This is a genomic window from Opitutaceae bacterium TAV5 (genome assembly GCA_000242935.3).
Classification (GTDB): domain Bacteria; phylum Verrucomicrobiota; class Verrucomicrobiia; order Opitutales; family Opitutaceae; genus Geminisphaera.
In genome coordinates, this window is the sequence record CP007053.1 from 6,375,366 (window position 1) to 6,394,057 (window position 18,692).

Below are 18,692 nucleotides of genomic sequence, written 5' to 3' on the forward strand. Positions count from 1 at the left end.
CCGTCCCGCTCATGCGTCGCAGAGAATGGCGATGCCCCATTCGCCCAACGAAACTTCAAGCTGTTGCTCCTCATCGTTCGCCTCGCCGGGTTGAAGCGTCAGGTCGGCGCCGGAAATCAGTTCGGTGACGCGTCCGCTTGCGAAAAATCCCTTCTGCACGGCCAGTCGTGCAGAGGCCACGCCCGGAGGCGCGAACACGCATGCCAGGCGACGCGATCCCGCGTATCCCGTTTTCACAAACCAGCGACCCTCCACCTCCGCGGTGCTTTCGGGCGTAGCATCCAGCGATCGTACCGGAGAGGGAATCGAACCGATGCACCGAGCGACCAGCGCTTCGAAATCCGCGGTTGCGGAGTCTGAGCAGGCATCACCCGGGAATGTACCGATATGGATGATACATCCGTCGTTGTCGCCCGCGGGCATTGCTCCGGCGAGAACGCCGTCGGGATGCGTTGCCCAGCGCTCGCCGGTATCGGGAAAATCACGCCAGGGCGTCAGCCATTGGCGCGCGGGCAGGGTCAGTCGTTTTTTGACCCCGGGCAAATTGCACAAAAGCACGCCGTTCTCCGGCAAATCGCGACGCCCCGCCTCGCCGCCCGGCAGCAAACCCAGCCGCGTGAAAAACCGGTCCCCCGGCTCCCGGTAAATACCCTCCGGCGTGAATGCGCCGCACTCCGATTCGCACACCAGCGTACCGCCGCGCCGGACAAACGCGGCGAGGGCGTTTTCCAGCTTCTCACTCGCCACGATCACTCGCGGCAGAAACAGTACGCGCAGCCGGTTCGCACCCTCGGCATCCGGCTCCGTCAGGGCATCGAGGTGCTCCTCCTCGATGACCGTGTAGGGAATCGAACGATTCACGAGCGCCCGGCAATAACCCTCCAGCGCCTTGCGGGGCGTGGTCGCGCTTCCCTCCAGCGACCAGTGCAGATAATAGCTCGACGGGCTGAACAACACGCCGACCTCCGGCGTATCGGGCTCCCAGGCTGCGAGCAATTCCCGGTGACGCGCCAGGATACCGGCCGTGTGTTTCATCGCCGCGATGCGTGCCTCCGCGTGGCCGTCATTCCCGATCAGCCCGAACCCCGCCGACTCGCGCCCGAACACCTCGTCGCGCCAGCACCAGAACAGCAGCTTGTCCGCTCCGCTCGCAAACCCGCGCCACACCCACCGCTGCTGCGAAGCCGCATCCACCACCGCCGTCGGCTGAAACCCGAGCGACCCGCGTCCCCCCTGCACCTCGCTGAGCCAGAATTTTTTTGCGCGTGGCGCGGGCGTCCCGCCCGCAACGTGGCACGGGCTTCCAGCCCGTGATGTCTCCCATGGAGTGGCAAAGGCATCCATGCCTGTGCTCCCGATGGCATTTGCGGCACAGAGCGCCGTCCACGGGCTGGAAGCCCGTGCCACTTCACCTGCGGGCGAGACGCCCGCGCCCCGTCCCGCACCCGCCGCGGCCGAACGCGCAAACTCCACCCGCACGGAAAACGTCGTGTCATCCATCCCGAACAGCCGCGGAAAACTCGAACATCCGACCCCGTCCAGTTCGTCCGCGAAAAACCAGTCGTTGCCGCGATCCAGCGCATATGCAAACGGAGCCGTGGCGCTGCCCGAGGTGAGCGGCGACGGATCGCCCGCATGCACCGTCACCGCGCGCTGCGGATCGAGTCCCTTGATCAGATCGTAGCGACGCTTGCCGTGCCGGTTGGCTTTCCAGGTTACAAATCGCTGCCACGCCATCATCTCGGTAAATGGGCGCCAGGGCAGTTTCCCCGGCATGACCTCGCCCCAGTTTCCGTAACGCCGCTGCCACGCCCGGTTCAACCCGTCGAGCCCGCCATAACGCGTATCCAGCCATGCGCGGAACTCCCGCAGGCAATGCGGACAAAAGCACACCAGCGCATCCGACTGTTCGTGCCAGCGCAGTTCGTTCCACGCATCCCACCCCGCCAGGTGTGACGCCCCCCGGTAGCGCAGCACCACCTCGCGCAGAAACCCCGCCATGCGTTCCCACACGGCAGGATTCTCCGTGCACCCGCCCGGCGTGAGGCCGAAGTTGGACTCCTCGCGCAGCGACGACACCACGCGGTGTCCGTGGTTGTCGATCATCTCGCTGCCGGGAACGACGTCGTGTATCCAGTGGGGCTGGAGTTCCGCGATCGTGCTCAGGATCACCTCCAGCCCCGCCTCCCCCGCCAGTTCCATCAACCGGTCGTAGTCCTCGAATCGATACACCCCCGGCCTGCTTTCGACCCATGCCCACGTAACCCAAAGCTGGAGAGTGTCCAACCCCGAGTCGCGAATGCACTTCAGGTCATCGGCCCAGAATTTTTGGACGGGAAACGGAGGACGGTAATATTGGACGCCGAGGTTCATGATGATGGAAAAAAATTTAATTTAGTTGATTGACTGTTGTTTCTGTTTGTTTCGCTGAAACTTTCGTAAATGCGAATAATCGGGCTGTTAAAAAACCTGTTGACAACCCTTCCTGGAACTTTTGCCTTCGTCAACGAAACTTAACGAAACAAATTCTGTTAAGTAAAACCCAACCCGGAATCCGCATCCTGCCCACCCATGAAAACCAACCCCCGCTTCGCCGCCTCCACATTTGCCGCTTGGTGCGGCTTGGCCGCGCTCCTTGTTGCCAGTGCCGGCAACGCGCTCGCTCAAAAAATCGAAACCATCGCCCTGTATGATTTCAGCGATGCCACCAATCTGTTCAAGGACTCCTCCGGTGGAACGGATTTGAGTCTGACCAAACCCGCCTCAGGCGTGAGCCAGTCAACGGACCACAGCAGCGCGGCCCCTACCGAATACAGTGCCAGTTTCAGTGGCACTCAAACCGCAGCCTACAAGGCGATTGATTTTTCCAGCTACACGGCACTCACCTTCGATTGGTATATGAAAGCAACAACGCCGACTGCCGATAGCGTGCTGTTTCAATCGAATGCAAACACCGGCACCACAGGTTTTTTCAGGGTGGCACTTCTGGCCAGCGCCCAGGAGGACACCGCAACCCTCAAAGTCTCGCACAAACTGACAGGGAACAACTGGTCCACTACAGAATGGACACTGACGTCCCTGTCATCATGGAATAACTACACATTGACCATCGATAACTCGATTGTGGGGTCCTCGGGTCATGTCCGCCTCCTCGTCAATGGTGTCGAACAAACAACGACAGCGAGCACCTGGCAGGGCGATGTCGCCGGGGTATTTTGCAGCAGCACCAATTTTTACATGGGCACAGCGAACAGCAGCGCATCCCCGTTTACCGGTTATCTCCAGTACGTCGAAATCTACTCCGGCACACCCGTTCCCGAACCCGCCACCGCCGCCTTGCTGATCGGACTGGCCGGGGTTGCCATCGCGTTCGCTGTCCGGTGCCGTCGTTGATGCGGGGCGTTGTCCTCAACGCCCGCTCCTGGCACACAGTTTCCCCTCCTCATTACCCATATTGTTGCCCTTCCCTCTTTTCACCCCTGCTGTCCCCCCCCCGCCTTCTCAGCCGACACTTCCGTTCACTTTCATGATCTCCTTCAAGCTTATCCAACAACGCATTTGCCGTGCCCTTCTCACGACAACATCGGCCATTGCTGCGGCATTCGCCATTGTCTCCACATCCAGTGGAGCCGAGGCTGGCCCGCTCGTTTTGAACGCCGAATTTGATCCCCCACGCCGTTGGGTTGCCTGGACTGATGCCGAGATCGCCTCAATCACAACCTCAGCCCCCGACCAGGGAAAATCCACCGCCGGCTTGCTGGATGGCAAACCCTCCACCAGCACCCGCTTTCCCAAGCTCAAAGGCAGCACAACCACACTAACCTTCAAAACGCCACGCACCATCCGCCAACTCGCTTTTCTGCAAGGCGGCTGGGACAACTGGGCGCTCCCGAAAAAACTCAAACTTCGCCTCGACGACAAAGACACCCTCGAAGTCACACTCCAAAACGCACCGGGCAAGATCCAGTCTGTCTCACTCAACCGCACGCTCACCCAACTCGAAGTTCAAGTCCTCGACATCTACAGCGACGCCAAACGCATCCACCCCTGGGGTGGCTTTGGCGGCATCGGCGAATCCCTTTACGGCACCACGGAATGGAGCCTCCTCGCTCCCCCCCTCCAGGACCACCAACGCAACCTCCGCATCACCATCGAAACCCCCGTTGCCACCACCGCCAACGCCGTCTTCGCAATCGGAAACACAAGCAAGCACCGCGCACTGCGCTTCGCCCACCCGCCCATCGCGCTTCAGCCGGGAAAACATACCTACACCCTTTCACTTGACGGCCTCAAACCAGCCGAGGATTACGGCTATGAGCCTCGCCCCCGTCATCTTGAAACCCTCATGCTCAGTGGTCCTGACGAGCAAACGCCCATCCGCCTCATCGCCGTCGAAGCGGTTCCGGCGCCTGTTGCCGAAACCCCTTGGGAAGCGCTCCCGCCCATTACCTTTCCCACCCGCCAGATCGACGGCAAAACCTGGACCGAAGGGCACAGCTACCGCACCGCCGGACGCTTCAGCAACTCCACCTACAACGGCCTCATCAACGAAGTAGTCAGTGGAAACTGGATACGCGTTTACACCGCCAATGGTGACAGCCTCTATCGCCGACAGGATTTCGACTTCCACGTCAAAGGACAGGAAGCCGACACCACCGACAGCACAGGCGAACTCTGGCGCGTCAAACTTGGCACCTACAACCCCAAGCGGGAAAAAATCACTGCCAACTGGACAACCATGATTAACGAACGACGCGGACGCGACAACACAGTCCTCCGCGTCACCACCGGCCTCCTCGCCCCCGGATTCCTCATCGACACTCCCAAGACCCTCACCCTCAGTTCCCGTGGTGGCGGCAAACTCCCTGTTCGCAGTGGCGCGCCCGACGAAGATGAAGCCCGCTTCATGAAACCCGATGCGACCGAATCCGGGAAACCCATGATCGGCCCCTCCGCCATCCTCACCAGCCACGGTCTCTTCACCAAACCACAAACAATCCAGAACCTGCGCGAACCCTGGATCGTCGCCATCTGGGGCATTGCCGACGGCAAACCCACCTTCTGGGGAGACAAGGCCGTGGCGCTTCTGCTCACCGCAGACACCTCCGCGCCCATTGAATGGACCTCCTCCTCCCTGCGCCTCCCCCCGGCCCGCTGGGGTTTTTCCAGCGCCTTCCACGGACTCCTCAACGAAGGCTGGAAACCCGAGTCCGTATCCAACCGGGCACGACAAGTTGCCCGGATGCTCCGCACCTACCCCGTCGATTGCCGCGAATACTATCTTGTCGAGGACGACGCCGTGCGCATCCGCAACGAATTCCGTTACGAACGCTGGGGCAACCCCGCCTGGCAAACCACCGACTATGCCCCCCTCCCCCCCATCTACAGCTGGGCACGCGATTCCCTCCAATGGCAGGGCATTCCCGCCGACTCCGGCACTAGCGCCGAGACCAACCTCAAAACCCCCATCGGCCCCTTCCGCTGGCTCGATGGCGCCACGCTCGACTACACTCTCCCCCGCATCCCCGCCCGCCATGCCGCCTGGCCGCAACGCGCGGAATTCTCGGACACCTACCAGTCCATGAATGACGCCATCACCGCCAAAATACACCCCCCGCTTGCCACTCGCTCCACCAACCACCCCTGGATCCTTGCCTACCAGGACAGATGGACACAGGGCATCATCGGCGGCAGCTTCCACCAACCCCAAGCCCTCCAGTCCCTCCTCGATCTCGCGCACCTCAACGTCGAGCGCATGTATGCCCCCTCCTCCTGGATACTCCGCCGCGAACTCTTCACCCAGGAACCCTATCAACTTCGGGGCTGGCTCGACCGTTCCACCCTCCCCGTCATGTTTGGCGACCCCAATTCCAACGTCGGCCAAGCGGCGTATTCAACTTATCTCTACGCCCTCTATTCCGGCGACTGGGCAACCGTCCGCCGCCTCTGGCCACGAATGATGGAAACACTTCGCATCTTCGAAATCCTCAACGACTGGGCCATCCCCGCTACCACCTCCCGCGAAGCCGTCAAATACGGCTCCATTGACATGGATACCATCGCCTATGCCGGCGTTGCCGCCATGCACCGCATGGCGCAAGTCCTCGGCCAGACAGACGACGCCGCCCGCATCGCCTACCTCCAGACCAAGATTGCCGCCGCCACCGCCCTCCGCTTCAATTTCCCCCGTTATCTCGATCCGGAAACCAAATACCCGCGCCTCTTTGGTGTTGGTTTCGCCGAGGACGGACCCGCCATTGAGCGCGCCTCGCCCAAACACACCGGCGGCCTCGATCACATCGCCATGTGCCTGACATGGACTGGCGAAATGCCCGAGATGTACGACTTTTACCTGAACATTCTCGGCCCCGAATTTTTCACCCACTTCCAACGCGACTTCATGGACAAACAATTCAGCGGCTGGCGGGAAATGGCTTACAACCAGAGTCGGAGCGCCGCCCACATCGCCAACCGCGCCTGGCTCACCGACTGGCCTGCCGACGCCCTGAAAAACGACCTCGAAACCTGGCTCGCCCACCTCAAACAAAAACACACGCCCTATTACGCATCCGGCATGTTCGGCACCTACACCGCCCACGAAACCGGGGTTTACCTCGTCGGCTGGGAACCCGCCCGCTTCGTCAAATCCCGTTACGATCACGCCGCACGTCAGTTGTCCCTCGACATGGAAAACCCAAATCCCTTCGAGTTGGAAATCCACGCGCCGGCCCCCCCCTCAACCCTTCGACTCGACAACCGCGAGCAACCCCTTGCCGGTATCCAGTCAAACGGCAACCGCCACCGCATTCCACTTCCCCATGGAGGCAAAATCGAGATACATTTCCCATCCGCCAAACCCTGACTCCCCCCCTCCCCAAACCATGAATCATCCCGGCAACAAAACGTTTACCCTGACCGAGCCGCGATGGATTTTTACTTGCCGGAGACAGAGCGAAACGACGTCTCCGGCAAGGGCTTCACGTGAAGCCCGCCGCATCGCTTCCGCCTTTACCCTGATCGAACTGCTCACGGTCATCGTCATCATCGGAATTTTAGCTGCAATTCTGATACCGACGGTTGCGCGAGTCAGACAATCGGCCCGCGACACCAAATGCTCCGCCACGATTCGCCAATATGCCATCGCGACCCAACTCTATGCCGAGGAGCACAAAGGCGTATTCCCAAACACGGCCGGTTCCTATGCCCACAGCGATCTCATCAACTACTTCAACGTTTCCATCAAAGACAGCGCGCAAAGAATCCATTTCCTCGATTGTCCGGGAACATTCGATAAAAACGGGAAAGAGACGCATTGGATATACGGTTTCAATGCATTCATTTCCCAAAAGCCCGTCACCTCCATCACGCAACCCTCCCGCCAGATTCTGGCGACCTGCTCGACAGCGCAATGGCTCGACGGTGATGCCATCTCCGGATCGAAAGACTCCCTTAAAAAAACCCCGAAACCCCATTCCGGGAAAATCAGCGTTGTCCGTTTGGCCGGCAACGTTACCCGCGAAAAAGTAAGCACTCTCCTCTACGCCGATATCCGGCGCGACACACCCAAATATATGCCAGCCGACGAAACGACTTACGTCCTTGGTGGCGACCCCCAATACGACAAATGAAGCCGCGGAACAGCGGCGTTCCCGAAAGAAAGAAATCAACAACACCTTATGATTCACAAACCTGATCTTGCCACGCTCCCCTCTGAAGACGGCTGGGATGTCATCGTAGTCGGCGGAGGCCCCGCCGGCTGCACAGCCGCTGCTGCCGCCGCCCGCGAAGGAGCCCGCACCCTCCTTGTCGAACAAACTCAGGCGCTAGGCGGTTGTAGCACCACAGGACTTGTGCCCATCTGGGCTCCGCTGACCGACAAAAAAGAGATCATCTACCGCGGTCTTGCCGAAAAGATCATCAACGGCTCCCGCATTGGAATGGATCACGTACAACCCCTGTATTTCGGCTGGACGCCCATCAATTTCGAGCACGTGAAGCGCGTTTACGATGATCTCGTCTCCGGATATGGTGCCGATATCCGTTTCCAAACCTTTCTCGCTGCGGTTGACACCCCCGACAACACCACTGTCACCAGCATTCTGGTGGCCGGCAAAAGCGGTCTGCGCCGGCTGAAAGCCCGTGTCTATATCGACTGCACTGGCGACGGCGATCTTGCCGCCTGGGCCGGGGCACCCGTCCTCAAGGGCGATGCCCGCGGAGAACTTCAGCCAGGCTCCCTTTGCTTCATTCTCAGCAACGTTAACGAAACAGCCTACAAACGTTTCCTCACTGAACGTGGCGATCCCGCGCTTGTTCTCCTCATCAAAGAGATCATCGCCTCCGGCAAGTATCCAGAAATTGAGGATACCCACTGCCTCCAGATCAAAATCGGCCCCGGCACCTTCGGCTTTAATGCGGGACACGTTGGTGTGGACAACACCGATCCCGTTTCTCTCTCGCGCGCCGCCATCAAGGGGCGTCGCATCGCCGAAGCCTTTCGCCGCGCCCTCGCCGAATTTCAGCCCGAAATCTATGGTGATGCTTTTCTGGTAAGCACCGGTACACAAGTTGGCGTTCGTGAAACCCGTCGTATTGTAGGCGACTACCTGCTTACTGTGGACGACTGGCTGGAACGCCGCACCTTCCCCGACGAAATTGCCCGCAACTGCTACTTCATCGACATTCACGCCTCGCTTGACGAAATCCGAGCTCGGCCCAAGGACGCGAAAACCAAGCAACGATTTCCCCACTACGGTCCCGGCGAGTCGCACGGTATCCCCTATCGTTGCCTGACGCCCAAAGGATTGCGCAACGTTCTCGTGGCAGGCCGCTGCGTTTCGGCGGACCGTCCCGTGCAAGGCAGCATCCGTGTGATGCCCGTGTGTCTGGTGATGGGAGAGGCTGCGGGCCTCGCTGCCGCTTTGGCCGCGAATAACCACGATTCAGACGTACATGCGGTGGACACGAATCGTCTTCGTGAACGCCTGAAAGCGGAAGGCGCTTACCTGCCCGACCAGGAATCTCCCACGAACAAGGTCGAACTCCCGGGGCATAACCCTTCAGGAAAGGGGACTCCTGCCTTTCATTCACCCGGATTACATGTTCACGGCTCAGGATAAGCCGCATTTCACCGAGATCGGAAACTTTATCGTAGAGCGTATTCCCTTTCCTTTGAAGGAATAAAAAATTAAAAAATTATGAACAGACTATTTTTATGCATATTATTGGCTTTATTGAACGTCTTTGCGCGAAGCCACGCCGATGCCGCCACATATTACGTAAGTAGCCTGAGCGGAGACGATTCCTTTTCAGGAACAAGCACGCTAACGCCTTTCCGAACGTTGTATAAATTGTCGACCATGACGTTCAGTCCCGGTGACACGATCAAGTTCAAAGCAGGAGAAACGTTCGCTGGACACGCATGGAAAATTTCCAGCTCGGGCACAAACTCAACCACTGGATTAATTACAGTCACATCATACGACACTGGAAGCAAACCGATCCTCGATGGCACAGGTATCCCTGAGAATGAATATTCCGCAGCAGGCGACCAAATGCTTGCGTGTATTGTAGACATCGCCCCCAGCGTCAATTATTGGAAATTCGATAATTTGTCGTTCAGAAATGCCGAGATCGGGCTTCACTGTTATCATCCTTCCAATATTACAGCCGTCCAAGACTTTTTTTATATCCATGCATGCAATTTTTCACATTTAAGCCATGCCGGCGTTAAGTTCCAGGCAATGTCCGGACGGAGGATCAATGATGTTCAAATATCGCATTGCAATTTCTCCCAATCCCAAACCGGCATAAAACTGACCCGCTGCTACAATAGCACGATAATAAACTCGAACCTGTCCGAAATGAATGGAGGCGCCATCGGGATCACGGACACCACCAACGGAGGCCTGATCGCCGATTGCTCCATTTGGAGAACCTGCAAAGGCTACAGGCCGGCGGGTTCCTGCGCGATTTACCTGGGCAATGTCCGTGATCTGATCATTGATAACTGCGGCATAGCCTATACTTTCCGGGCCGCCGACCCATCCGACCCCACCAAACTCAGCCCCGACGGGGTTGCCATCGATTTCGAAAGCGCAAACAAAAACATCACCGTTAGCAATTGCACCCTCCATACCAATGACGGCGCCGCGATCCTGATCTATAGAAACCCGACATGGGGTTTTGAAAACAGGCCTTTGTATTTTATAAATAACACGATTTATGGTAATGGAATCAAAGGCGGCAGTGGTGGAACGCCGGGCGGGGCACAGTTCATAAGGCACTTACAGGATCAGGTGAGCAGTCCCGGGGAATATGCCAAGATCGAGCCTGGCTACGGGGGGGTTATATCAGAGAACACTATTACATTGTCGAATGGCACATCCACTTATCAAACACAGACTCGGTCGTCCCATTTGACCAACAATGCCCCGGGATGGTATAGCGTTGACCCATGAGCGGCCAGAATCTGAACGGAATTGGTTCCACTGAACAATCGATGAACCTCACCGGACAAGCCCATCCACTCCGACGCGACACTATGGGGGTGCGCTATAAAGACCTTCACGAATTGTTTCCCGACAAAATTACCACGGCGCTGATGATGATCTGAGCCTCGCGACACCACTTCTCCACCCATGCCTCGTAAATCCAGGATTACTACTGTTTACAGTCTCGGCGACGAACCCAGCGTCTCTGTCGAACTCCACGGAATTAAATCCCAATACGCCCTTATCAACCTGCTTGAATGATATCACACTGCCACCGGGATTCACATCCCTTGACACCCTCTCGAATCAGATTATCAGATTTGTGCATAAACACGCCCCTGACAGAGTTCCAGCGCAGCTTCAAAAGCGCACGCAAAGCCGCGGACAAAGGCGAAAGTGTCATCATTGAAGCCGACAACCAGCGCTACGTTGAAACACTCGGCGAACAGCGAAAGTCGTTTACAGGAATGCGGGGGGTGTTTGGCGCGGCAAAATTGACGAAGAAAAAAGGAACCCATCGTGAGCAGATCCGCCGCCGCCTGGCCAAGAAACATCGTGGTTGATTCCGGCAAACCGCTTGACGCCCCTCCTATGAGCGGAGACTTTACTCGCATGTCCGCACGCAAGCCTGCCCAGTCCGAAAAAGAAGTTCCCTCGCAAGGGGCGCTTCTCGCGGCAAAATACCGGGCGCGCGCAAACCTCCTGACAGATGAACAACGTCAGGCGCATCGTGCGCGCGCCATGAGCATTATCTACGGAAGCCTCCCTCCCTCCACAGATGCCCGCACGGTCCACGCTCGTCGCCGTTGACACCAACCTTCTCATGGACCTCGCCGTGCCCAGGGACAAGGCGCACGATGCAGTGGCCATTTTCCGCAAGAGGGTTCCGGGAGTTGAGTTTGTCGTAGTGCCGACCGTCGTTGACGAACTCGATTTCATCTCTCTGCACGGAGACACCGAAAAGGACAGGACACTGGCAAACACCGTCATGCAGAGCCTGGTCCGGGTCTGGAAATTCCGTCCGCTCGATTTTATCCCGGTGGGACACGGAATCATCAAAAACACCGCAGACAAACTCCGCGGCCAAGGACTGATCCCCGAACACGAAATCAACGATTCCTGCATTTTGGCGGAAGCAGCTCTCGCCAACTGCGCGTTGTTGCTGACCTCCGACAAGCACATTCGCGGGGCGGATCCAACCCTGCTCAGCCTTGCGCTGCGGGAGTGCGATGTGAGCACCATACTTGTGCGGACTCCGGCGGACATCGTCCGGCAATTTGGCGGACGCCGCTGACCTCGCCTCCCCGTCAGACTTCCCTCCCATGCCACGCAAACCCAGGCGCACCACCGTTTACAGTCTCGGCGACGAACTCGGCGTCTCCGTCGCCACCATCAGCAAGGCGCTGCGCGGATCGGCGGAGATCAGCGCGGAACTCCGCAAAAAAGTCCGCGACCTCGCCGCCAGGCGGAATTTCAAACCCCGCGTCGTCAGCCGCAAGGTGCCCAACATCTGCGTCCTCATCCAGCAATACCCCGGCCATACGCTCGACTTCGGCCTCTTTCTCTCGACCGTCATGGAAGGCGTCGCCCAATACGTGCAGGAGGAGGGCCTCGAAATGAGCATCTACGCCGACACCATCGACCGGCTCAACGCCTGCGACATCGTCCGCGAGCTGCGCCGCCGCTCCATCGACGGCGCCGTCATCCTTCGCTCCAACGACGAGAGCCACTACTTCTCCCGGCTCGAGGCCGAAGGCTTTCCCCACTGCGCCCTCCTCAGCACCACGCCCGCGCATCGCGACAACGTCATCACCGTCAATAACGACGAAGTCGGCTACCGCGCCACCCGCCACCTGATCGACAGGGGCCACCGCGAGATCGGCGTGCTCGTCAGCCCGCCCGCCGGCGTATCCGGCCAGGCGCGATTCGCGGGCTACCGGCGCGCGCTGGAAGAGGCGGGCATCGCCTTCGATGAAAAACGCGTCGCCCGCGAAGGCACCGACAAGACCGGCCTGCAATTCGGCAGCGATGCCATCCAAAATCTTGTCCGGGAGAATCCGCGCATGACCGCCGTCTTCGTCATGGACCACCCGGTAGTTGTGGGACTGTTACACGGTGTTTCCCGGATCGGCATCCATGTCCCGCGCGACCTGTCCGTGATTTCGTGCGACGATTATCCGGAAACCGCCTTCCTCCAGCCGCCCGTCACCGTAATCGACATCCCCAACCGCACTCTCGGTTACGAGGCCGCCCGCCAGGTTTACCGTCTCATCCGCGGGCTCGAGCCCCTCCCTCTCGACACCCGTATCGATCTTGACGGCCGTCTCGTCGAACGCGAAAGCACACGCGCCCTCTGACCGGAATCCGATCATCGTTTTCGTCGTTCTGCCACCTCACCATGGCCACAATCCGGATCGGAAGCAGACAGGGCTTTCCTCGCTTTTTTCTGGCCTTCCCTGCCCGTCTTCTGCGCCCATTGCCCGCCATGCATCTCCTTCGCCGCCGTTCCCTTCCGGCTCTCTTTCTCGCCATGCTTCCCTTCGTTCCGCACACCGGCGCTGCCGCGGCCACCGACAGCCCCGCAACATCATCGCAACCTGCCGTCGTCCTTGTCTTCGGCGACTCGATCACCCAAGGGCAGTCGCTCGCCACCAGCAATCCCGGCGCGATGTGGCTCAACCGCATCAACGCCGCGCCCGCAGCCGCCGGCAAACTCCGCCTCGTCAACGAAGGCAAGGGCGGCCGTCCCACCGACAGCCTCGGCGAATTCGACACCGTCCTCGCCCGCCATCGCCACATCGACGCGCTCGTCATCGCCCTCGGCGCCAACGATGCCCGCGACACGTCCGGCAACTGCGTGCCCAATGCCGTCGCCAACCTCACCCGGATGGTCGAACGTGCCCGCGCCGTTTACGGCGACGCGCTGCCCGTGCTCATCGTCGCCCCGACCAATATCAACAAGTCCGCGCTCGGCCCCTCGAAACCCATCGCCAACGAACGCGAAGCCAACATCAACGCTCTCGAAACCGCGTACCGGAAACTCGCCGGAAAACTCGACGCATCCTTCGCCTCGCTCAACAACCTCATCGCCCCCGAATCGCTTACCGCCGATGGCGTCCACCCCGATGCCGCCGGCCACGCCGCCATTGCGCAAAAACTTCTCCCGGCCGCCCTCGCACTCGTGTCCCGCTCCCTCCCCGACCAGGGCCCGACGCTCTGAAATTCCGGCCCCCTGAAATCTGAAATCGCGGCTGCCCTCCCCGCCTCTCCGGCCTTCCGCTACCCTGCCTGGTTCATACGCGGAAGCGCCTGCATCGTAGCTGCGAACGTAATACCAAAGGCCCAAAGCTTCCGGATTTTTACACAAAGGCCGCAAAGAGCCCAGCTATCTCCTTCGCGACCTTTGCGATCTTTGTGTAAAATCAACAACCTTCGGGACACAGGTATACGTTCGCAGCTACAGGCAGTTCTGCCGCCGTCCGGATTCCGTATGAAGCAGGCGGGTTACTCCTTCCGCTCGTTCTTCCGCGCGCCCCGCTCCGCCGCCTTCACCACCTCGCGCACGATCGGCACAAACGCCTCCGCCGCCGGCCGCGTGTGCACGCCGTGCAGGTTCAGGAAACCCACCTGCCGCTTCAGCACCGGACGCACGATCCGCACCACCACGCAACCCGCCAGTTCCCGGCCGCGCCCCCACAAGGCCGATGACGGCACCAGACCCGGCCCGCCGCATTCGCTCACGGTGCGCAGCAGCACCTCCACCGAACCGATCTCCATCGCAAACCGCGGCACCCGCCGCGCCACCGCGCATGCGTTGAGCGTCAGGGTCCGCGTGCCGTGTCCCGGCGGCAACGCCAGCAACGGACGCCGCAACACTTCCTCCAGCGGCACCGTCTCGCGGCCCGCCAGCGGATCGTCCGCACGCACCACCGCCACCAGTTCTTCCTGAAACAGCAACTGCGCCCGCAAGCTGCGCTCCCCCGTGGGCATGTAGCCGATGCCCATCTCCACCGTGCCCTGCACGAGCGCCGCTTCCATGTCGTCGACCGACAGCTCCAGCAACCGCACGCGGATCTCCGGGTGCTCCGTATGAAACCGCGCCACCGCCGCCGGCATCACCCGGTGCGAGAGCACCGGCAGCGCCGCCACCGTCAGCGAGCCGCGTTTCAACCCGCTCAGGTCGTCGAGAGACTGACGCAGGTTTTCCATCTCGCCCAGCACCCGCCGCGCATACGGCAGCAGCATCTCGCCGGCGGGCGTCAGCCGGCACATGCGCCGCGCCCGATGAAAGAGCGGCGCCCCCAGCTTCCCCTCGAGTTGCTGGATCTGCTGCGAGAGCGTCGGCTGGCGCAGCCCCATCACCGCCGCCGCCCGCGTGAAACTCCCCGCTTCCGCCACCGCCCGGAAGTAGAGCAGATGACGCAGTTCGACCGAATCGTATAAAATAGATGGCATCTATGGACAGGATAGCTGTGACCCTTCCGAAGCTGGTATCATGCCTGCTGGTTCAAGGTGACACGAAAAAAACGTCATTCACCTATGAGCACCACCACCGCACGCCATCTCAACCGTCGTGATTTCATGAAACTCGCAGGAGGTCTCGCCGCCGGGCTCGCCCTCTCCCCTTCCTTTTCCTCCCGCGCCTTCGCCCAGAGCGGCGGCAAGCGCGCCGACGAACTCAACATCCTCTGCTGGGAAGGCTACAACACCGAGGAAGTGCTCGGCCCCTTCCGCAAGGCCTTCCGTGGCATCAAGCTCAAGGCCGAATCCGGCACCGACGACCCGAGCATGATCAACAAGCTCCGCGCCGGCGAACTCAAGGTCTGGGATCTCATCAATCTCAACCAGTGCTGGGCTCGCGAACAAATGTGGCCCGAAAAGCTCATCGTTCCCCTCAACCAGGCGCGCTTCGAACCGCACCTGGAAAAAATGCTCCCCTGGTTCTACGACAAGAAGACCGGCATCAACCCCTTCGCCCTTTCGCCCGACGGCAAGGACCTGCTCGGCATGATCCAGCGTTTCGGCCCGTTCTCTTTTGTCGTGAACACCAAAAAAATCTCCCGCGCCGCCGCCGAGGACGGAGGTTTTCCGATGTTCCTCGATCCGAAACTGAAAAACCGCTACGGCATCCTCGCCTACGACAACTGGAACGTGATGCACCTCTGCTTCACCGCCGGCTTCAGCCCGTTCAAGGTGCACACGCCCGAGGAAATCGAGCTCTACCGCAAGACCGCACAACAACTCTTCACCAACGCGAAGATGATCTCCGGCGACCTCGTGCAACTCAACCAGGCCCTCGTCAACGGCGACATCGATTGCTACTTCTCCGGCGGCACCTACACCGCGTCCACCGCCCGCCACGAAGGATTTTCCGAAGTGCGCGGCATCTCCCCGCTCCGCGGCCCGGTCGACGGCAAGGGCGCCATGCAGTGGTTCGAGCTCACCTCGCTCGTCAACAATCCGGATCTCAGCCCGCGCGCCGCCGACTTCCTCGAATTCGTGCAAAAACCCGATATTTGCAAAGCCGTCGCCTTTGCCGAAGGCACCTTCAATCCGGTCTCGCAGATGGCGCAGCCCGAAGTTTTTGCCAAGTTCAGCAAACAGGAACTCGATGCCATCCAGTGGGACAGCCTCGAAGAGGAGATGAACCGCAGCGTCGATTACCAGGTCGTGCCCGACAACGACCTGCTCACCTCGATCTACAACGAAGCCAAGCGCACCCGCAGCTGAATCCGGACAACCATTACGTAGCGGCATGCCTCTGCTTTTCCTGACGGAAAAGTGCATGCCGGGTCGAAAACCGTGGCGGCATGCCTCCTGCATGCCGTCTCCCGGGCATCCCGGCCGCCGGGGCCGCCAATCGCAAGTCATCAACCGGAAACCGAAAATCACCACATGGTAGCACCGCTCACAGCACCCGACGTTGCCCCCGCTTCCCGCCCTGCCGCTCCTGCCGCCGACACGCCCGGCGTCCGCGATGCCATCCTCGAAGCCGCCGGCATCACCAAACGCTTCGGCGCCTTCACTGCCGTCAACGACGTGAGCTTCCGTATCCGCGAGGGCGAGTTCTTCACGCTCGTCGGCCCGAGCGGCAGCGGCAAGACCACGCTCCTGCGCATGCTCGTCGGCATGGAAAAACCCACCTCCGGCGACCTCCTCCTGCGCGGACGCGTCATCAACGACCTGCCGCCCAACCGCCGCCCCACCTGCATGGTGTTCCAGTCGCTCGCGCTCTTCCCGCACATGAGCGTGGGCCGCAACGTCGAGTTCCCGCTCACCATCGCCGGCGTCGCCTCCGGCGAGCGCCGCACCCGCGCCTGGGAACTCCTCACCCAGCTCCACCTCGATCCCAACCATTATTACGACAAGAACGTCATGCAGTGCTCCGGCGGCGAACGCCAGCGCGTGGCCCTCGCCCGCGCCCTCGCGTACGATCCCGAAATCCTCTTCTTCGACGAACCGCTCTCCGCCATCGACGCCCGCCTGCGCAAGATGCTGCAAAAGGAGCTGAAAGACATCCAGCGCCGCACCGGCAAGACGTTCTGCTATGTCACCCACTCGCTCGAGGAAGCCATGGTCATGAGCGACCGCGTGGCCATCCTCCGCGCCGGCCGTATCGAACAGATCGGTACGCCCGACGAAATCTACGCCGCCCCGCGCAACGCCTTCGTCGCCGAGTTCATGGGCGAGGTCAACCTCCTCCCCGTCACCGGTCGCGACGGCACCGCCGCCGGCGAATGGGACACCGGCCGCCGCGCTCTCCCGCTCACGCTGCCCGCGCCGCTCGCCGCCGCGCAGCCGCGCAAGCTCCTCATCCGCCCCGAATCGCTCCGCTTTCTCAAACCGGGCGAGACGGCCGGCAACGCCATCCCGGTGCGCATCGTCAACGAGTTTTCGCTCGGGTCACGTATCCAGTACCACGTCGAAGCCGCGCCCGGCTGCACGCTCACCGTCGAGCGCCTGCGCGAAGACCGCCCCGACCCGACGGCCTCCGACCACCGGCTCGGCTGGGAACTCCAGGACAGCCAGCTCCTCGAATCATGATTTCCGAAAACGCCGCCACGACGCCCGATTCCGTCCCCGCCCCCGCCGGCAGTGGCGCGGGCGTCCCGCCCGCATCCGACGTGGCACGGGCATCCTTGCCCGTGGGCGTTGCCTCTCCGTGTGCCGCCGGCGTCCCGCCCGCAACGTGGCATGGGCATCCTGCCCATGAAGTAACACGGGCTTCCAGCCCGTGCGCCCTCTCCATCCCCTTCCCCGCCCTCCCCTGGTCGCCCGACGATCCCGCGCTCCGCTACATCGACGCCAACCCGCTTCTCCCGCGCCTCCTTGCCCGCCTGCGCACCACACCCGGCGCCTTCGGCGCGCTCTCCTCGCTGCCGTTCGTGCTGCTGATGCTCTTCGGTTTCGTCGTGCCGCTCCTCTGCGTCGTCTGGTTCGGCCTCATGCCGTCCAGAACGTTCAGTCTCCTCCAGTGGCCCACGCTGGAAAACTACCGGACGATTTTCGGCCAGACCTACTACAAATCCATCCTCTGGTCGGTCGGCCTCGCCACGCTCACCGTCGCGATCCTTCTCGTCATCTGTTATCCGCTGGCCTTCGCGCTCGCCAAGATTTTCCGCGGCGGCGCCACGTTCATCACCTACGCCATCGCCTCCTCGCTTTTCGTTTCGGAAAACGTGCGCCTCTTCGGCTGGGTCATCGGCTTCATGAAAAACGGCGTCGTCGGGGGCATACTCGGCCGCTTCGGCATCCAGATGGATTCCCTGCTCTACAACGTCCCCGTGATCGTGCTCGGCATGGTGTACGTTTATCTTCCCTTCATGCTCTTCCCGCTCGCCCTTGGCGTGAAGATGGTGCCCGACCAGGTGCGCGAGGCGGCATTCGATCTTGGCGCGAGCCGTTGGCAGGTGTTTCGCAAGATCGATCTGCCGCTCTCCATGCCCGGCATTCTCATCGGTTCGCTCCTCGTGTTCGTCCTCTCCGTCGGCGCGATCACCGAAGCCAAAATCCTCGGCGGCCAGAAAGTCGTCACGATCGCCGCCGACATCGAGACCGAATTCACCTACGGCCAGAACTGGCCGCTCGGCTCCGCCCTCTCGACGCTCCTCATCGCGCTCACGACCGTCCTCGTCTTTTTCGCCCTTGGCCGCTTCGACCTCGAAAAACTCCTCGGCAAGAAACGCGACTCCTGAGGCC

Annotated in this window: 16 protein-coding genes; 14 read left to right on the forward strand and 2 right to left on the reverse strand. The window is 60.7% G+C overall.

Features of this window, described 5'->3' with window-relative positions:
* Positions 1–9: 9 nt before the first annotated feature.
* Positions 10–2,373: a beta-galactosidase gene (locus OPIT5_26955; GenBank protein ID AHF93313.1), complete on the reverse strand. Its 2,364-nt coding sequence runs from the start codon at positions 2,371–2,373 to the stop codon at positions 10–12.
* Positions 2,374–2,571: 198 nt separating this feature from the next.
* On the opposite strand from OPIT5_26955, the gene OPIT5_26960 reads away from it, so the two are divergent.
* The 10 genes from OPIT5_26960 to OPIT5_27005 all read left to right on the forward strand — a co-directional run bounded on the left by OPIT5_26960 (position 2,572) and on the right by OPIT5_27005 (position 13,713).
* Positions 2,572–3,393, forward strand: a complete 822-nt coding sequence (locus tag OPIT5_26960) for a glycosyltransferase family 1 (protein ID AHF93314.1) — start codon at positions 2,572–2,574, stop codon at positions 3,391–3,393.
* Positions 3,394–3,526: 133 nt separating this feature from the next.
* Positions 3,527–6,862, forward strand: coding sequence for a hypothetical protein (locus OPIT5_26965; protein ID AHF93315.1), 3,336 nt, complete (start codon positions 3,527–3,529; stop codon positions 6,860–6,862).
* A 19-nt stretch (positions 6,863–6,881) separates the two neighbouring features.
* The gene (locus tag OPIT5_26970; protein AHF93316.1) at positions 6,882–7,628 is read left to right on the forward strand and encodes an N-terminal cleavage protein; all 747 of its coding nucleotides are present in this window, start codon (positions 6,882–6,884) and stop codon (positions 7,626–7,628) included.
* A gap of 48 nt (positions 7,629–7,676) precedes the next feature.
* Positions 7,677–9,119, forward strand: coding sequence for a tat (twin-arginine translocation) pathway signal sequence (locus OPIT5_26975; GenBank protein ID AHF93317.1), 1,443 nt, complete (start codon positions 7,677–7,679; stop codon positions 9,117–9,119).
* Positions 9,120–9,554: 435 nt separating this feature from the next.
* Entirely contained in the window at positions 9,555–10,460 is a 906-nt protein-coding gene (locus OPIT5_26980) for a hypothetical protein (GenBank protein ID AHF94790.1), read from the forward strand.
* A gap of 41 nt (positions 10,461–10,501) precedes the next feature.
* A complete protein-coding gene (locus tag OPIT5_26985; GenBank protein AHF94791.1) occupies positions 10,502–10,615 on the forward strand; it encodes a hypothetical protein in 114 nt (37 codons plus the stop codon).
* Between the two features lie 204 nt (positions 10,616–10,819).
* Positions 10,820–11,056, forward strand: a complete 237-nt coding sequence (locus OPIT5_26990) for a hypothetical protein (GenBank protein ID AHF93318.1) — start codon at positions 10,820–10,822, stop codon at positions 11,054–11,056.
* A 215-nt stretch (positions 11,057–11,271) separates the two neighbouring features.
* The gene (locus OPIT5_26995; protein AHF93319.1) at positions 11,272–11,787 is read left to right on the forward strand and encodes a DNA-binding protein; all 516 of its coding nucleotides are present in this window, start codon (positions 11,272–11,274) and stop codon (positions 11,785–11,787) included.
* 28 nt (positions 11,788–11,815) lie between these two features.
* A complete protein-coding gene (locus OPIT5_27000) occupies positions 11,816–12,850 on the forward strand; it encodes a LacI family transcriptional regulator (protein AHF93320.1) in 1,035 nt (344 codons plus the stop codon).
* A gap of 128 nt (positions 12,851–12,978) precedes the next feature.
* Positions 12,979–13,713: a hydrolase GDSL gene (locus OPIT5_27005; protein ID AHF93321.1), complete on the forward strand. Its 735-nt coding sequence runs from the start codon at positions 12,979–12,981 to the stop codon at positions 13,711–13,713.
* Between the two features lie 284 nt (positions 13,714–13,997).
* Here the strand turns inward: OPIT5_27005 and OPIT5_27010 are convergent, their stop codons facing one another.
* Positions 13,998–14,948 carry a transcriptional regulator gene (locus OPIT5_27010; protein ID AHF93322.1) on the reverse strand — a complete coding sequence of 317 codons (951 nt, stop codon included), beginning with the start codon at positions 14,946–14,948 and terminating at the stop codon, positions 13,998–14,000.
* An 84-nt stretch (positions 14,949–15,032) separates the two neighbouring features.
* On the opposite strand from OPIT5_27010, the gene OPIT5_27015 reads away from it, so the two are divergent.
* The 4 genes from OPIT5_27015 to OPIT5_27030 are packed head-to-tail and all read left to right on the forward strand — an operon-like array spanning position 15,033 to position 18,688.
* Positions 15,033–16,223, forward strand: a complete 1,191-nt coding sequence (locus OPIT5_27015) for a spermidine/putrescine ABC transporter substrate-binding protein (GenBank protein AHF93323.1) — start codon at positions 15,033–15,035, stop codon at positions 16,221–16,223.
* Positions 16,224–16,248: 25 nt separating this feature from the next.
* Positions 16,249–16,395, forward strand: coding sequence for a hypothetical protein (locus tag OPIT5_27020; protein ID AHF94792.1), 147 nt, complete (start codon positions 16,249–16,251; stop codon positions 16,393–16,395).
* The gene (locus tag OPIT5_27025) at positions 16,389–17,537 is read left to right on the forward strand and encodes a spermidine/putrescine ABC transporter ATPase (GenBank protein ID AHF93324.1); all 1,149 of its coding nucleotides are present in this window, start codon (positions 16,389–16,391) and stop codon (positions 17,535–17,537) included. Before OPIT5_27020 ends, OPIT5_27025 begins: the two co-directional genes overlap by 7 nt.
* Positions 17,534–18,688: a spermidine/putrescine ABC transporter permease gene (locus OPIT5_27030; GenBank protein AHF93325.1), complete on the forward strand. Its 1,155-nt coding sequence runs from the start codon at positions 17,534–17,536 to the stop codon at positions 18,686–18,688. The genes OPIT5_27025 and OPIT5_27030 overlap by 4 nt, the downstream gene beginning before the upstream one ends.
* The last annotated feature ends 4 nt before the right edge of the window (positions 18,689–18,692 follow it).

Bases quoted from the DNA above. Each gene is read 5' to 3' on its own strand.
- OPIT5_26955 (AHF93313.1), bottom strand. From the start codon at position 2,373: ATGAACCTCGGCGTCCAATATTACCGTCCTCCGTTTCCCGTCCAAAAA.
- OPIT5_26960 (AHF93314.1), top strand. From the start codon at position 2,572: ATGAAAACCAACCCCCGCTTCGCCGCCTCCACATTTGCCGCTTGGTGC.
- OPIT5_26965 (AHF93315.1), top strand. From the start codon at position 3,527: ATGATCTCCTTCAAGCTTATCCAACAACGCATTTGCCGTGCCCTTCTC.
- OPIT5_26970 (AHF93316.1), top strand. From the start codon at position 6,882: ATGAATCATCCCGGCAACAAAACGTTTACCCTGACCGAGCCGCGATGG.
- OPIT5_26975 (AHF93317.1), top strand. From the start codon at position 7,677: ATGATTCACAAACCTGATCTTGCCACGCTCCCCTCTGAAGACGGCTGG.
- OPIT5_26980 (AHF94790.1), top strand. From the start codon at position 9,555: ATGCTTGCGTGTATTGTAGACATCGCCCCCAGCGTCAATTATTGGAAA.
- OPIT5_26985 (AHF94791.1), top strand. From the start codon at position 10,502: ATGAACCTCACCGGACAAGCCCATCCACTCCGACGCGACACTATGGGG.
- OPIT5_26995 (AHF93319.1), top strand. From the start codon at position 11,272: ATGCCCGCACGGTCCACGCTCGTCGCCGTTGACACCAACCTTCTCATG.
- OPIT5_27000 (AHF93320.1), top strand. From the start codon at position 11,816: ATGCCACGCAAACCCAGGCGCACCACCGTTTACAGTCTCGGCGACGAA.
- OPIT5_27005 (AHF93321.1), top strand. From the start codon at position 12,979: ATGCATCTCCTTCGCCGCCGTTCCCTTCCGGCTCTCTTTCTCGCCATG.
- OPIT5_27010 (AHF93322.1), bottom strand. From the start codon at position 14,948: ATGCCATCTATTTTATACGATTCGGTCGAACTGCGTCATCTGCTCTAC.
- OPIT5_27015 (AHF93323.1), top strand. From the start codon at position 15,033: ATGAGCACCACCACCGCACGCCATCTCAACCGTCGTGATTTCATGAAA.
- OPIT5_27020 (AHF94792.1), top strand. From the start codon at position 16,249: ATGCCTCTGCTTTTCCTGACGGAAAAGTGCATGCCGGGTCGAAAACCG.
- OPIT5_27025 (AHF93324.1), top strand. From the start codon at position 16,389: ATGGTAGCACCGCTCACAGCACCCGACGTTGCCCCCGCTTCCCGCCCT.
- OPIT5_27030 (AHF93325.1), top strand. From the start codon at position 17,534: ATGATTTCCGAAAACGCCGCCACGACGCCCGATTCCGTCCCCGCCCCC.